We start from the raw sequence: 16,020 nt of genomic DNA on the forward strand, positions 1-16,020 counted from the left end.
TATAAGGCAAGGGGGCTTTTTTTTATGGCTGGTTTTTCCGCTCTTGTAGACAAATTTCAGCTTTTAGTGTATCATCTTAAAATACTTTTTTTCGAGGGAAAAGATGGATTATATTGAAAGTCTTTTTAATAAGAATTTTTTGGAATATGCAAGTTATGTTATCCGCGACAGGGCCATACCCGACCTTGAGGACGGTTTAAAGCCGGTTCAAAGGAGAATTCTACATTCTCTTTTTGAGATGGATGACGGCAAATTTCACAAGGTAGCGAACGTTATCGGGCACTGTATGAAGTACCATCCCCACGGAGATGCTTCCATAGGAAACGCCCTCGTGGTTCTTGCTTCAAAAGAGCTTTTTATAGATACCCAAGGAAACTTCGGGAACATTTTTACCGGAGATGAAGCTTCCGCTCCTCGATACATAGAGTGCAGGGTAAACGAATTTGCAAAAACCATCTTCTATAATCCCCACATAACCGATTATACCGTTTCGTATGACGGAAGAAACAAGGAGCCCTTAGTTTTTAGGGCCAAGCTTCCCGTAATCCTCGCTATAGGGGCAGAGGGAATTGCCGTAGGTATGTCCACAAAGATTTTGCCTCATAATATCCTCGAAATAATTGAGGCCGAAAAAGCCTTTTTAAGCGGAAAATCCTTTGCTCTTTTCCCCGACTTTCCTACGGGAGGATTGATAGATGTTTCTGAATATGAAGACGGCTTAGGCAAAGTCTTAGTCAGGGCTAAGCTCGACACCTCCGACGAAAAAAGGATAGTAATAAGGGAGCTCCCCTTCGGAAGCACCACCGAAAGCATGATTAACTCTATCGAGGCCGCTTCAAAGGCCGGAAAGGTTAAGATTTCGGAAATAAGCGACTATACGGGCGAAAATGTCGAGATTGAGTTAAAGCTCCCCAGAGGGGTTTACTCGGCAGATGTGGTAGATGCCCTCTATGCTTTTACCGAATGCGAGCAGTCGATTCCCTGCAATCTTTTGGTTATAAAGGACAATCTTCCGGTTCAAATTACCGTAACCGATATAATAAAATATCATGCCAAGCAGCTGATGCAGATTTTAAAAGACGAGCTCGAATACGAAAGGGCTATGCTTACCGAACGTCTGCACATGCGCACCCTTGAGCGTATTTTTATCGAAGAACGCATATACAAAAAGATAGAAACTATGAAGACGGCAGAGGGCGTAATCAATGCAGTTATCAAGGGCTTTGTTCCCTTTAAAAAGGAATTAATCCGCGATGTAACCGAAGATGATGTCGATAAATTGCTTAAAATCCCCATCCGCCGCATATCTCTTTACGATATAAACAAAAACCGTGAAGAGGTCAGGGAGATAAATAACCGCTTAAAGGAAATTGCAAAGCTCTTAAAGAATTTAAAGGGCTATGCTATTTCGGTTTTGGACGGAATTGCGGCAAAGCTTCCGGCAGAGGAATTTAAGCGCAAGACCGAGATTACGGGCTTTACAAAGGTTGACGTAAAAGAGGCCGTAACAAGGGATACAGCCCTCCGCTATGATGAAGAAACGGGCTATCTCGGCACCTCCGTTACCACAGGAAAGGAGATTTTACGGGTCAGCCCCTATGACCGCATCTTTGTCTTGAGGAAGAGCGGAGTCTACACCGTAATGGATGTGCCCGACCGAGTCTTTGTCGATACGGGAATGTGGTATTGCGGCTTTGCCGAAAAAGAAGAGCTTTCTAAGGTGCTTTTTACCGTAATTTACCGCGACTCCAAGACAAAGTATGCCTATATAAAGAGGGCAAGGGTAGAAGGCTACATTCTAAACAGGGATTACCTTTTTGCTCCCGACAACACCGAGGTGCTTTTTGCAAGTACTAAGCTTAAATTTTCTTTTAAGCTGAACTATGCACCTAAACCGAGAGTAAAAAAGATAGAAGAAGAATTTAAGGCCGATTCCTTCGCCGAAAAGGGCTTAAAGGCCCAAGGCGTACGCCTTTCGGTACGAGAGGTTCTTTCTGCCGAAGAACTGTCTGAAAAAAAATCATTGATTAAAAAGGCTCAAGAAAAAAAGGCCGAAACAAAAAAGACGGTTAAAAAGGAAAGCCCTGCAAAGGAAAAAAAAGAAGCCGCAAAGAAGGCTAAGCCTGAAAAAACGTCCAAGACCGTCAAAAACGAGAAGACTTCCGGGGCTCAAAAGACTTCAAAGACAGGAAAGAAAAAAGTATCCGATAAATAAGGAGGCTTTTAATCGAGGAACAAGATTTTCTTGATTTCTTCTAAGAGCCGGAGCTGCTGTTCGGCTCTGGCTATGCCTTCTATTGCAGGGTCATAGCGTTTGTCTATCGTTAAAATTTCTTTCCAAAGTTCTATAGCTTTTTCGTAGTTTTTATTATTGTACTCTTTTAAGGCCTGAACATAGAGTTTTTTTACGGTGCTAAGTTTTTCATCTCTTTTATCCTGTCCTAAAAGAAGTTTTACTCCGATGCTGATGCGGCTGATATTTGTAACCTGGCTGGATAGATCCAGAGTATAATTTGCGGAAATTTGAACGTCCGAGAGGTTTACTTCTCCACCCAAGGTAAATCGAGGATTTCCTCCCTTAATGCCTAAACCTGTTAGAAGATTAAAATATTTTGTAATTGAAAACATAAATCCTAAACTGCCATAAGGCAGGCCGGAATTTTTTATGTTTACAATATTTATTCCCTGATTCACATCTATTCCGAATAAAAAGAAATTTACGGGCCTATATGCAAAGCCTAGAGAAATATATGAAGGAGGAATGTCTCCTTTTATGGGGGGACCGAAGTTTTTTAAACTAAGCCCGAAATAAAAATTAGGCTCATCACTGTAAAAGATTTTTGTAACATTGGCCCTTATCATAATTCCAAAATCGCCAAGAACGGCATATCCGTTTTGTTGTGAAGCATTTTTATATTGGGGTGTAGGGTTGTCCGGATCCGCCGCCTCTCCCTGCCCTGAAAATGGAGGCATGGATCTTATGCCGGTTTTTATACTTCCCCCTACTGTTAAACCCTTAAAATCGTATCCTGCAAAAAAATTATAGGCTATATTTGCGGTTAAAAAAGTTTCGCTGTAATAGCCTGATGCTTTTTTTTGCCCCAAGGGGCCGTATTCGGTAAAGGGAATGTAGAAGCACCTTAATGAAGTTCCCCAGCCCAGATGATTTTTCCTTTGGGTATAGCCTAGCGTTTCGAGTTTGGAATCTGCTATCCAGCTGTTATGCAGAACATTTAGCTCGGTTTCTTTTAAAAGGGCACTCGCAGCAGGGTTTGCATCGAAAAAACTTATATCGTTTGAAAGAGCCGTAAAAGTGCCCCCAAGACCTTCAAAGCGGCCTCCTGAGGGAATTAAAAGGGAGCGAAAAGCTGTTTCTCCTTCAAATCTTTGTGTAAATATATCAAAAATTGATGATACTCCCGAGTAAAAATTGGAAATATCTGCACAAAAAAGGCCTGTTTTTGAAAAAATGAGAAAAATACTTATGCAAACGGCTTGAAAAATTCTCTTCATATTTATACTATTATAAATGAATTTCGGCTTTTTTTTAAGTAGTTTTTAGAGATTTTTATTAAAAAAAAGTATAAAAAGCCGAAAATTGATATAGGAGTTTTTTATATAGATGACTTTTTTAAGTGCATCGAATTAAGGTTTGGTAAGTTGGATAAAAAACGGTTTTTTATAAGTCTTTTTATATGTTTTCTCTCTATTTCTGCCTTTTCAAAAGGGTCTGCCGAAGAAGATTATGCAACGGCTAGAAGTCTTTTGGAAGAGTCAAAAAATACTGCAGCCTTACAGGATATAATTAATGTTATTGAAAACAAGCCTGAATCTATGGAGAGCGGAATAAGTCTGGCCAGAAAAACAATGAAAAATCAGGCCGAATTTCAAAAAACCTTCCATGAACTTATAGAACTTTTAAGAGTAGATCCTAACAATAACTTAAAAAGAATTGCGATAATAAACAAGATGGAAATTTTGGAATCCGATATGGATCCGGATCTTAGGGCTTTTTTAGACAAGGTAAAAATATCCTCATTCTATGCTATTTACCGTATAAAGTTTAATGATTTGATGAGTGAGGGTATCAAACTTATAGAAGAAAAGAAATATAATGATGCCGCCAAGACCTTTATTCAAGGTTTTTCAATGTATGACGGGGAGGCAATGAATGGAGATAAAAATGCTCAAATAAGCGGCATTTTGAAAAAAGAATTTGATTCGGTTAAATCCGATGAAAAAAAATACGAAGATGCTTATGCCGAATTTATTTCGGATGTGAATAAATATAGGAATAAAATTTTTTCATCATCCTTATCCTCTCTTGAAAACGAATTAAATGCTTTGAAGAATTCTTCTTCTCGGCTTAGAAATATTACCGGTTCATTAATAAGATCGGGTGCTTCGTTAAAACAGGTTTATTTAAATGAAAGGAAAAAAAATGTTGAGACCGAAGAAAGCATATTGCCCTTTGCTTACCGTTTAACTATCGGACGGGATTCGGCAAAAGGATATGAAGGCGTTGAAGGAGCTATGGAAGCGGGAGTGCATGAGCCGCTTTATTCTTTGGCCGATAGTCATTGGCAGGAAATTAAAAAACTATGGTTTGAATCTTGCGATACATTCGATTTTGAAAACGATATATCTATCGATAAAAATCTCTCTCTAATTGATTTTCATTTAAAAAGCTTGACGGAGATTTATTCCGTTATTAATACACGTTCCGGTTCAAGATTTGGAAAGACAGTTGATTCTCAAGATAAAAAAAGGAACTCTTTAGCCGAGCTTAATAAAATCATGGATTCTACAAAAAAATATTACAGCCGGTTTTTGGCTATAAGAGAAAAAATACAGCCTATTTCATCTTCTTATACCGGAAGTTCCGATGAATTGCGTAATTCTGAAAATCCTAAAATTAAAACTTTAAAGGCTGAGATTCAAGAATTGGAATCTATGATGGTTTCCGTAAAAAAATTATCCGAATCTTTAATACCCTACAGTGCAAACGATCTCGCCAAAGAACAGGAAGCTTTAGAAGCTAAAAACAGTTTATTGTTAAGTAACTTGGATAAGGCCAGGCTTATATGTTATGAGGGGCTTGCAATCATAAATAATAGGTCAGGTAAAGAGGCTTTTGCCGAGACAAAACAAAGATATGACAGCTTTACGAATAATAAACAAAAGACCGATAAGATCTCTCCGGCAGAAACCAGACAAGAACTTTTAAGCTTAAAAGAGATTGTAAAATTAGATCTGCGTATTTTGAATAATTTTATTAAAAATACCGATCTTTCGGTATCCGAATCGAGTAAGGTTTTTGCAGAAAATAAAAACGGTATTGAAAAAACAATTGCAGCTCTTAAAGATTTTTCCGCTAGTATAGACTCTGATTTGGCATTGACGGAATCTGCTATTTTAAAAATACGGTTAGCAAAAAATGAAGCCGACTTAAGGTTTGAAGAAGCAAAGAGAAATTTAGCATCCGGTAATTTTTCTGCAGCAAGGCGAAGCATAGAACTTTCGCGAACAAGAACGAATGATGCCTTATTGCTTGAAGAAGATGCAGAATACAGAAGCCTTACGGATAAAAGACTCGGAGATCTTGGTAAAGAAATTAATGATACGGAAAACGCCGTAGTTGTTAAGGATGTCCGTGCATATTTGGAAAAGGCAAAAAAAGAGTACTTTAATACCGAGTTTATAAAAGCTGAAGAAACTTTGAATACGGCACGCAGCCGCTGGGCTGTAACCAATATTGAACCGAACGAAGAGGTTGAAAACTGGCTGGCAATTGTAAATACCGCAGGAACTTTAAAAACAGGAAGATCCATTCCGCCTTCGGCTCCCCTATATCCGCAAATGATACAGCTTTTAAATAATGCCAATCAACTTTATTTGGAAGCAGAGAAAAAAATAAAGGTCGGGCAGAGGAGTGCTGCCTTAAATAATTTAAATCAAGCTAAAGATAATATACGGCAGGTATTATTGATATTTCCGTATAACGAGATTGCAGGACAATTAAATTTAAAAATCGATAAGCTGATAGATCCTGCAAACTTTAACGAGCAATTCAAGCGGAAAGTTCAAACTATAAGAGCCGAGTACAAGCGTAATTCTCAAAAATCGTATAGCGAATTATTGGATTTGTATAGCATAGATAAAAACTTTTCGGGACTTGCAGCCTTAAAAGATGAAATTGAAATTTACTTAGGGCTTAAACAGCCTCCTCCCAATCTTAAAGCAATCGCCGAGTCTGCTAATCTTACTAAGTCGGCTCAGGCAATATATACAGCCGGTGATAGAGCTTCATTCCCGATTGCTTTGCAGCAATTGGATTCGGCTATTAAACTTAATCCGCAAAATAATAATGCGATACAATTAAAGGACTCAATTCAAATGGCTATGGGAGGTGCTGCAGTTATTGTACTTTCTGCTGCCGATGAGGCAAAATATCAGCAAGCCGTTTCCGAATTACAAAAGGGAAATAAGGTTATAGCAGCTGCATTGGTTGAACAGCTTATGCAAAGTCCGAATGCAAAAAGATCTGCAAAGGTTAGAGAATTAAAAAAGAGGATAGATGCATCACTATGATTAACGGGAAAAAACATATGAAAAAAATCTTAATTATATTTTTAATGTTCTTATTTTTTATAAGTTTTTTATCGGCAAAAGAATTTTATTGGGAAAATCCTTCCGTTATAAGCGGCCGAAACGGATACTTTTTAAAGTCCGCTTCAAATGCAAATATCTCCGCATCTGTCTGGGAAGAAGTCGTTAAGTCCTCCGATACTGAAGGATTGATATATATTTCAACAGGCGTATATGTAAATAACAAATGGACAATAAATGAAAGAATCATTCCGCCTATTCCTTATACGGCCGATATTCCGTCAATTGTTTCTATCGCAGTTGGAAATGATGACAGTATTTTAATTGCATTGGTAAAAAACCGTAATACTATTACGATTTTAAAAAGTACCGATTACGGTAAAACATATACGGTTAAAAATATTGTCACAGAAATATACGATTTGCTTTCTCCTCAACTATCAGTTGCTTCAAACGGCAAGTATCTTATGTTTGTTTCTCACGGTGCAGATGAAAAGTTTTCTATATTCTATTCTTCATCTGAAGACGGCCTTAATTGGCCGGCTTTTTCGGAGTTTAACTTTGCAAAAAAAATGGATAGAATTTTTCTTCCGGCGCATACGGCTTCATCAAAAAACGATGTCTTGGTTTTTCAAGCCTTGGATAAAAGCGGAGATAGACGTACTTATCAGCTTTTTTCTTCGTTTTCCTCCGATGGATGTTCCTCCTGGTCGGAACCTGTAAGGATAACGGATAATTTTGATTTTAATAATCAAAGACCTAATCTCTTATATATTAATTCGGAAAAATCTATTTTCATTGTTTGGGAGCAATCATCTTACCGCAGCGAAAAGAATTCTCCTGCCTATGCCGTTTTAGATAGCAAAGGAAAACTTGCTTCTCCAATTGAAATACTGCCGTCCGGAAATGGAACGATGTTTAGCCCCAGGATTATAGCTTATAATAATAAGCCTCTTATTACTTGGTCAGAAACTTATGATGGTAAATCATCTATTTTAATTGCAAGAAAAGAAGATTCAATTTGGAAAACAGACTCTGTTGCATCCATTACCGGCTCCTTGCTTTTTGTAAATCCTTTTTTTGTAGACGGTAATCTTCATATAGTTTGGCAGGAAGGAGTACGCGCGGCAAAAATAATGCATATCGAACCTGACCATGAGGTAGCAAAAGCTCAGCTTCAGCCTTTGAATTTTGATTCAAAGACTTCAGAGGGAAGACAAAAAATTACAATGAAGATTAAATTTCCCAATGACTCATCAGGTATAGCCGGTTATTCGTATGAATGGTCAAAGGATGTTCCTCCCGAATCTGTAGCCCCTGTGATTAAAAAATTAAAAGACGAAACCGTTTTGGTGTATGAGCCTGAAGAAGACGGCTTGTGGTATTTGGGTGTTAGAGTTTGCGATTATGCCGGAAACTGGTCGGAGGTGACTACGATTTCTTATGAGAGAGATATAGTTCCTCCCGCAGCTCCTATATTTGATTTATTGGCCTTAGATAAAAAAGGTTTTGTAAAATCGAATACGTTTGATATTAAATGGAATCCACCCGATTTGGATATAAACGGAAAACCTGAAACGGCTATAAACGGTTATATATGGAATCTTTCATATTTAGGTACAGTAGATAAATTTCTTTCATACCTAAAAACGGCAGGGTCTGCCTTTATAGATGATGATGTCGTGCAAAAAGTTTTGTCCGATAATTTAGATGTTGAATTAAATACATCAAAAATAAGTTCCGTTTCAAATAAAAGAGAATTTAAAAATTATGAAAACGGTCTTTATGCTTTAACCGTTTCTGCCGTAGACGCTTTTGGAAATATCGGTGCTCCGGCAGTAAAGTATTTTGCTTTAAATAAATATATTCCGTATACTTATGTTGCAGATATAAATGCAATGCAAGCGCTGGATGGATCTATCTCTCTTTCTCTGGTAGGTAAGGGCTTTGCTGCCGGAGGCGAAGTAACTTCGATCTATGTTGATGCTGACGGACTTCCTCCTTATGATCTAACTATAGAAAAAAAAGATTTTTCTGTTCTTAGTGATAAACTTATATCGAATATAAAAATAAATTATCTGGATCCCGGAAAATACTATGTGGGATTAATGCACTCAGGACGAGGAGTTTACTTTGCCCAAAAAACCATATCTTTTGATGATATAGGAAATATTAAGCTGGGTGATTATGGAAAGGTCTATAAATATAATTGGCTTCTTTCGGCTATGGATTCCGATTTTTCGGATTATTTTTTAATTATTTGTTTTACAATATTTATTTTACTTATTATGACTCTTTCAATAACGGGAGTTATTTATTCCGTAAAAGAAGCTATAAAAATAAAGTATGAGGTAACTGTTTTATTGCGAGGAGGTGCTATGTCATTTGGAAAAGAAAAAAAACTGTCTGCATTAAAAGTTAGAGGCGGCGGATTAAGGTTAAAGTTTATGATGTTTACAATGACTTTGATAATATCGGTTATTTTAACCTTGGCTCTTCCCTTGGGTTTTCGATTTTCGGAAACACAGGAAAGATTATTGGCAGAAGGTTTGGCTTCAAATACTCAGGTTTTGCTTGAAAGTTTGAGTTCCGGTGCTAAAGCTTATCTTCCTTCAAAAAATGTATTGGAGCTGGGCTTTTTACCTTCTCAAGTCTCTGCGCTTAAAGAAGCAAGTTTTGCAACGATAACCGGTGTTCACATTGATAATAAAAAAGTAGGTTATAATTTTGTTTGGGCTTCCAATGATGAAGATATTCTTTCTAAAATAGATACTCCCGATTTTGTTGTAGGCAAATCCGAGTTGTTATTGCCCCAATTGGAAAATGTGTATAAAAAACTTGATGAAATTGATAAGGAAGCAAGAGATAGTGTAGGCGAAATTTCAGATGAAATCCAATCTTTGACAGATATGACCATGTTAATTGCTTTGAATACCGATTTGAAATCGGTAGAACGCAGAAACGAAATTCAGTCGGCTATTAATCAAATGGAAACAAAACTTAGTTCCGAACTTAACGGATTGAGTATAAAGGGATCCGGTTCTTATCCCGAATTTAATTCAAAAAAACTTTCAAGGGATATTACAAGCTATCTCTTTTATAAGCCCATTCTTTACAGACAGACAGGAGGGCAATCTAATTTTGTTCAAGGTATGGTTTATATTCAGGTTTCTACACAGAGTTTGATTGAACAAATTGATGAAGCAACAACAGCACTGCGTAAAGTTATATTATTAATTTCATTGGGTGCTCTTTCAGCAGGTTTAGTCGGTGCTTATATTTTGTCTTCGATTATTACGGCTCCTATAAAAAAACTTGTGAGACATGTTGCAATGATTGCCGCTACCGAAGATAAGGAGCTCCTTGCAGGTAAGGATGTTAAGCTTAGAACAAAGGATGAGATAGGTGTTTTAGGAACAACCATAAATGAAATGACAAACGGTCTTGTTGAGGCTGCTGCTGCTTCAAAGGATTTGACAATGGGTAAAGAAATTCAAAAAATGTTTTTACCCCTCGATTTAGATGAAGCAGGAAGAAAACTTACGTCAGGAAAGACTGTAGACGATAATGTAGAATTCTTCGGTTATTATGAAGGTGCCCGCGGTGTATCGGGAGACTATTTTGATTATATAAAATTGGACGATAGATACTATGCAATTATAAAGTGCGATGTTGCAGGTAAGGGAGTTCCTGCCGCTCTTATAATGGTCGAGGTCGCAACTCTTTTCTTAGACTATTTTAGAGACTGGAGCTATAAAAAACAGGGACTAAAAATAGATCAGGTTGTATCACGAATAAACGATCTACTGGAATCCAGAGGTTTTAAGGGCCGTTTTGCAGCCTTTACCCTTTGTATTATGGATTCGATAAGCGGTAATGTTCATTTTTGTAATGCAGGTGATAATGTTATCAATATTTATGATGCCGCCTTAAAAAAAATGAAAGAAGTTATCTTGACCGAAGTTTCTGCAGCAGGAGTTTTCCCGACTTTTATGATAGATATGAAAGGCGGGTTTAAGGTTGAAACCGTTAAGTTAAATTCCGGAGATGTTCTGTTCCTCTACACTGACGGTATTGAAGAAGCCAAACGCTTGTTTAGGAATTCCAAACTGGAGCCTATTTTATGTGAAGAACCCGGACTTGAAAAAGATGCCGAACATGAAACTCATAGTGTCGGTCAGGATGGAGAAGAGTTGGGTAAGCCCCGCGTATGCAAGATTATCGAAAGTATCTTTGCCCGAAGTTCTTTTAGCTTAAAAAAATGGCATAACCCGATTGAAAATGAACAATTCGATTTTGATTTTACAAACCTTGAGGGAACAATTGAGGATGCGGTTATAGGCCTTGTTTCAGTCGAAAAAATATTCCGAATGTATCAGGATCCTAAAGCAACCGAAAGAGATATGGTTCAGGTAGATAAAAAAATAGATTTATTTTTAAATAAACATTTTAGGCAATATCAAACTTATTGCGGAAACCGTGTGCCCAACACAAGTTATAACGAGTATCTTTATTATACAAATGTACGTGAAGATCAGCAATATGACGATTTAACTATTTTGGGAATTAAGAAGAAATAAGACTATGCTCAAAGTACAAAACTTAAGTAAATATTACGGAAGCAAAAAAACTCAGGTTGTAGGTTGTAAAAATATTTCGTTTGAATTAAAAACCGGTGAGATAACTTCGCTTTTAGGCTTAAACGGTGCGGGTAAAAGCAGTATCATAAACTGTATTTCAGGTTATTATACACCGGATGAAGGAGATGCTTTTATAGATTCACACTCCATATTAACCGATGGACTTGAAGCAAAAAAACTTTTAGGTATTCTATATGAACAAAATCCTCTTTATTCGAATATGACGGTCTATGATTTTTTATATTTCGCCGGTCAAATGCACGGAATAGAAAAAGATAAATTGGATGCTGCTTTAAATGAGGTAATCGATTTTTGCGAAATAGATGAAGTAAAAAATCATTTAATTAAAAGTTTGTCCAAGGGGTTTAAGCAGCGTGTAGGCTTAGCTCAAGCTGTTTTACATAATCCTCCGTTGATTATTTTGGATGAGCCCGCTTCAGGTTTTGATTCGGTACAGGTAAAAGATTTTGAAAAGAAAATATTGCATATTGCAAAAGAAAAAACAATTTTGATATGTACACATGATTTAAGGCAGGCTGCGGAGCTTTGCTCCAATCATATTTTGCTTAATAAGGGAGAAATAATAGCCGTTGGTAATCTTTTAGAAATAAAAGAACAGCTGGAGACGGAAGGCTGCGACTTTGATTCTGAAATAAATTATACCGTATTGGAAAAAGCCTTTGAATTTTTTGCAGGGATAAACAAAAATGAATTTAGAAAAAACGAATAAAAATCTTATTTTTTTTATTGCAAAAAAAGAATTTAGGATGATGTATAAAAGTTCATCTTTTTATGCTGCCTCTCTTTTTTTTCTGGCCGGTGCGGCTATTGCCTTTATCGGTTCCGATTCGTGGTTTAATGCAGGTTTGTCGGATCTAAAAAACTTTTTTTTAAATATGCCTCTTTTATTTTGTGTTGTAATTCCGATGCTGACGATGAGTTCGTGGAGTGATGAAAAAAAACAATTTACCGATAAGTTTTTGTTTTCTCTGCCTGTTTCTATCCGATATATTGTGCTGGGAAAATATTTAAGCCTTATTTTAATATGGTCTATTATGCTTGCATTAAGCTTGGTAATACCGCTTTCAGTTTTTTCGTTAGTTTATTTCGATTCCGGTTCTTTTTTTGTTTCTTATATTTCTATTTTTTTATTCGGTGCGGGTATTATTTCTATTTCTCTTGGGCTTTCGGCAGTAAGCGGTAAACCTGAAATTAATTTTTTGCTTTCGTTTTTGACGGTTTTATTTTTCACAATTATTTATCCTTTGACAAGAAATTTAAATTTTCCTTTATTGCTGAATGAGATTATCTCTTATCTTTCTTTTAGTCCCCATTTTGAATCGGCTGCACGGGGACTTTGTGATTCACGCGACCTTATTTTCTATTTAATTTTAGTTGTCTTAGGAATTGAACTGAATGTTTTTATTTTAACACAACAAAGGAATGTAAGATGAAAAAAGAATATAAGTTTCAATTTTTGCTTTTTGTTTTGATGCTCATTTTAATTTCTCTTGTCTCTTCAAAAATATATTTTAGACTTGATACTACAAAAGAAAAAAATTACACCCTGTCAAATTATACCAAAGAATTATTGACGAATCTTGAAAGCTCTGTAAAGGTAACTTGGTTTAAAAGTTCAAATGTAGATAGTTTTTTTCCTTCATTAAAATACTTAAACGATATGCTTTCGGAGTACAAATTATATTCCAAGGGTGATTTTAATGTTGTACTAAAAGATACCGCAAGCCTTTCATCGGATGCCATAAACAAGATAGGGTTGATTCCCCGTGAAATAGAAGCTCAAGACAATTCCGTAAAGATAATCCATAAGCTGTACTCCGGTCTTATGATAGAATATATGGGGCAAACAAGAATTATACCCTTTATTGATGATATTGATACCTTAGAGTATGACCTTGCAAGGTTTATTTTAAGTATGAGGTCTGATGCTTTAGGAGATACCCAAGCAGGAACGGTTTTTCTTATTGCGGATCCTGCCTTGCTTGAAACCGATTATTCTTATGTCATTCCTTGGCTTGAATATGCAGGTTTTAATGTTTTACCTTTGGAATTGCCTGTCAGTAATATACCTGCCGAATTTCCTCTTTTGGTTATAGGTTCGGATTATATAGATTATTCTTCTGCTACTGCGATAGATATGTTTTTACAAAAAGAGGGTAGAGCTGTTTTTTTTGTTTCAGGAAACAAGGTTGATGTAAAAGGTTCTTGGAAAGCGAAGCCTAAGGTAAAAGATTTTTTATTGGATGTGCTTTCTCATCACGGCTTTTATATAAATGCCGATATGGCCTTGGATTTAATAAATAACTTCCGCATTACAATGGCTCAAGTTGATAATAAAGGTACAAAACTAATTAATTATCCTTTTTGGATTCAGTTTCCTCTAAGCGGTATTAACCGAGACCATCCGATATTTGCAGCTTACCGGCCTTTGATTTCTTTTTGGCCTTCTTCAATCGATTTGGATTTAAATAAAAACACCGAGCTTGTTCCCTATGTACTTACAGGTCAAAACTCCTTGACGCTTTTTGATTCTTACAGCACCGATCCTCTTGAAAATCATTTTAAAAAATTTGAAGATGCGCCTTTTAAACCTTCAGTAATTGTTGCAGGGCAAACAAAGCCTTCCCGTATCTTGGTTATAAGCGATGAGTATATGATAAGCAGGGCAATCGATTACACCGGTTCCACATACAATATGGATTTTATGGTAAACTGTTTGGAGTATGTTTCTTTAAAAGATAATCTTCTTTTGTTAAAAAATAAAAAACATTCTCCTCCTCCATTTAAGCAATTTGAAGATAGAGAAAAAATGACAAACCTTGTATTTAGGGCAAGATTAATTTCTATCATACTTCTTCCTCTTTCCGTTTTTATTTTGGGTCTTTACATGTTTATAAAACAAAGGAGATCAAGGTGAAAAACTTTTTTAAGTTAAAAAAATATACTCAAGCTTTGATTTTTGCAAATATTTTTTTTCTCTTAAGTTTGATTTTTGTAAGTATTCCAAAAAATGAAGCAAATGTTTTTAACACTTCACTTGTATCAAGGCAAAATATAGAGAACATAGATGAAATTGTTTTTACTATTCCCGATAATTCCCTTCCTCCTCGTTTTAACGAGTTAAGGCTTATCAAAAAAAAAGATAAATTTATTTTGAGTACTCAATCGGGGGAATATAAGGTTCAGCCGGCCTTAATAGAAAGACTTTTTTCCGTTTTAAGTACTAAACAAAATTTTAGGTTTGTAAGCGATGACATAAAACAATATATTAATTTCGGCTTGGATGAAGATCATGCTGCCCGTCTACAGCTATTGCGTTCCGATAAGACCATAATGGGCGATTTTGTTTTCGGAAAAAACGATACGCTGGGTATAAACCGCTATGTCCGGATAGATGCCCGCACAAAAATTTTTATTATGCCCGATGTCCTAGCTTCTTTTTTAACCGTAAAACCTAACTTCTGGCTCGACCTGCAAATTTATAAATACAAATTTGAAAATAAATCAATTCAGATTATCGAAAGAAACAAACAGCTTATCTCTCGTTCAGATAAACATAAAGAAAAATTCGACGAGTTGGAAACATTTTTAAAACAATTTTCATGTATAGATATTTTTCCTGCATTTCCGATTACCAATTCGGAAACTCAAGAGCTTAATTTAATTTTGGGTACCGGAGAAAAAATAGAGATTTTTTTTACGCCGATGGAAAGCGGCGATTTTATTTTGTTTGATTCCGCTTCTAATAATTCCTATGTCATAAGCGGATACACAAAACGCCGCATCGATTCCATCTTGGATTCTATTTTTGAAGATTTTAAAAACTGACGCTGTTAATTGCAGTATCGTTTAGAAGTTTTTCGATATTGTTTATACAAAGCTCCAAATAGTTTTCAGGCACCGGTGCTTTTTTCCAAGGATGGGTTAAGGCACTGGAGCTGTTTATTCTTATAAGGGCTAAATTGCAGCCGGAATTTTTAAGAACTTCCATTATCGTTTTTGCATCTCCTCCTTGGGAGCCGACTCCCGGAATCAGCATGGGAACTTCTCCCGCTTGGGCGTAAATGCCTGAAATTATTTTTAGATCTTCCATTCCCGTAGCTCCGACAACGGCTCCCGTTCCCGGAAATTCCTTTGCATAAAAAGCAATCTTTTTTGCAACCTCGATATAAAGCTCCGAATTATTTTTACACTCAGAATCGGTTTTAAGGTTTTGAAAATCCTTTGCTCCGGGATTACTTGTCCGGTTTAAAATATAAGCTCCCTTATCCAAATACTTTTCCGAAATAAAGGGAAGAATAGAATCGCTTCCCATGTAGGGACTGACCGTTACCGCATCCGCCTTCCAGCCGTCGAAGGCTTCGATAGCATAGTTAAGACTGGAGCGGGCAATATCTCCCCGCTTTGAATCGAGGATTACAGGAATACCGGGGAAGTGTTTTTCGATTAGGGATAAAATTTCTGCAAGGCTTTCGGAACCCGAAAAATCTTTTTCCCTGGGTTTATCAAGGGCCGAATAGTAACCTATATTCGGTTTAAAAGCTGCGGGAACCAAATTCTTTTCCTGCATCTTATTGAAAAGCTCTTTAAAAAAGCTTACAAGATTATCCTTTACCGTTCCCGTTTTATTCGGAACAGCTTCAAAAATAGGGTCTAAGCCCATACATGCACAGTTATTCGTTTTTTTTGCCGAAGTTTTTAATAAGTCGATGTAGTTCATATTGGCGTTAAGTTTAGCCTAAAACGGAAG

General features: G+C 36.5%; 9 protein-coding genes. 7 read left to right on the forward strand and 2 right to left on the reverse strand.

The window, feature by feature from the left end:
* The first annotated feature begins 103 nt into the window (after positions 1-103).
* On the forward strand, positions 104-2,215 hold the full coding sequence (locus tag HYB91_RS03035; protein WP_002675574.1) for a DNA topoisomerase IV subunit A: 2,112 nt from the start codon (positions 104-106) through the stop codon (positions 2,213-2,215).
* A gap of 8 nt (positions 2,216-2,223) precedes the next feature.
* Here the strand turns inward: HYB91_RS03035 and HYB91_RS03040 are convergent, their stop codons facing one another.
* On the reverse strand, positions 2,224-3,513 hold the full coding sequence (locus tag HYB91_RS03040; protein ID WP_002675573.1) for a UPF0164 family protein: 1,290 nt from the start codon (positions 3,511-3,513) through the stop codon (positions 2,224-2,226).
* Positions 3,514-3,660: 147 nt separating this feature from the next.
* Between HYB91_RS03040 and HYB91_RS03045 the strand changes: the two genes are divergently transcribed.
* The 6 genes from HYB91_RS03045 to HYB91_RS03070 are packed head-to-tail and all read left to right on the forward strand — an operon-like array spanning position 3,661 to position 15,098.
* Positions 3,661-6,591, forward strand: coding sequence for a hypothetical protein (locus HYB91_RS03045; RefSeq protein WP_002675572.1), 2,931 nt, complete (start codon positions 3,661-3,663; stop codon positions 6,589-6,591).
* Positions 6,588-11,189, forward strand: a complete 4,602-nt coding sequence (locus tag HYB91_RS03050; protein WP_371922093.1) for a SpoIIE family protein phosphatase — start codon at positions 6,588-6,590, stop codon at positions 11,187-11,189. The genes HYB91_RS03045 and HYB91_RS03050 overlap by 4 nt, the downstream gene beginning before the upstream one ends.
* 4 nt (positions 11,190-11,193) lie before the next feature.
* Entirely contained in the window at positions 11,194-11,979 is a 786-nt protein-coding gene (locus tag HYB91_RS03055; RefSeq protein WP_002675570.1) for an ABC transporter ATP-binding protein, read from the forward strand.
* Positions 11,957-12,703, forward strand: a complete 747-nt coding sequence (locus HYB91_RS03060; RefSeq protein WP_002675569.1) for an ABC transporter permease — start codon at positions 11,957-11,959, stop codon at positions 12,701-12,703. The genes HYB91_RS03055 and HYB91_RS03060 overlap by 23 nt, the downstream gene beginning before the upstream one ends.
* Entirely contained in the window at positions 12,700-14,187 is a 1,488-nt protein-coding gene (locus tag HYB91_RS03065) for a GldG family protein (protein WP_002675568.1), read from the forward strand. The genes HYB91_RS03060 and HYB91_RS03065 overlap by 4 nt, the downstream gene beginning before the upstream one ends.
* Complete coding sequence (locus HYB91_RS03070; protein WP_002675567.1) at positions 14,184-15,098, forward strand: DUF4340 domain-containing protein; 915 nt, start codon at positions 14,184-14,186, stop codon at positions 15,096-15,098. Before HYB91_RS03065 ends, HYB91_RS03070 begins: the two co-directional genes overlap by 4 nt.
* On the opposite strand, the gene pyrF is transcribed toward HYB91_RS03070, so the two are convergent.
* On the reverse strand, positions 15,088-15,990 hold the full coding sequence (pyrF, locus tag HYB91_RS03075) for an orotidine-5'-phosphate decarboxylase (protein WP_002675566.1): 903 nt from the start codon (positions 15,988-15,990) through the stop codon (positions 15,088-15,090). The two genes, HYB91_RS03070 and pyrF, sit on opposite strands and share 11 nt — an antisense overlap.
* Positions 15,991-16,020: the final 30 nt, after the last annotated feature.

Source organism: Treponema sp. B152 (genome assembly GCF_024181665.1).
GTDB lineage: Bacteria > Spirochaetota > Spirochaetia > Treponematales > Treponemataceae > Treponema_B > Treponema_B denticola.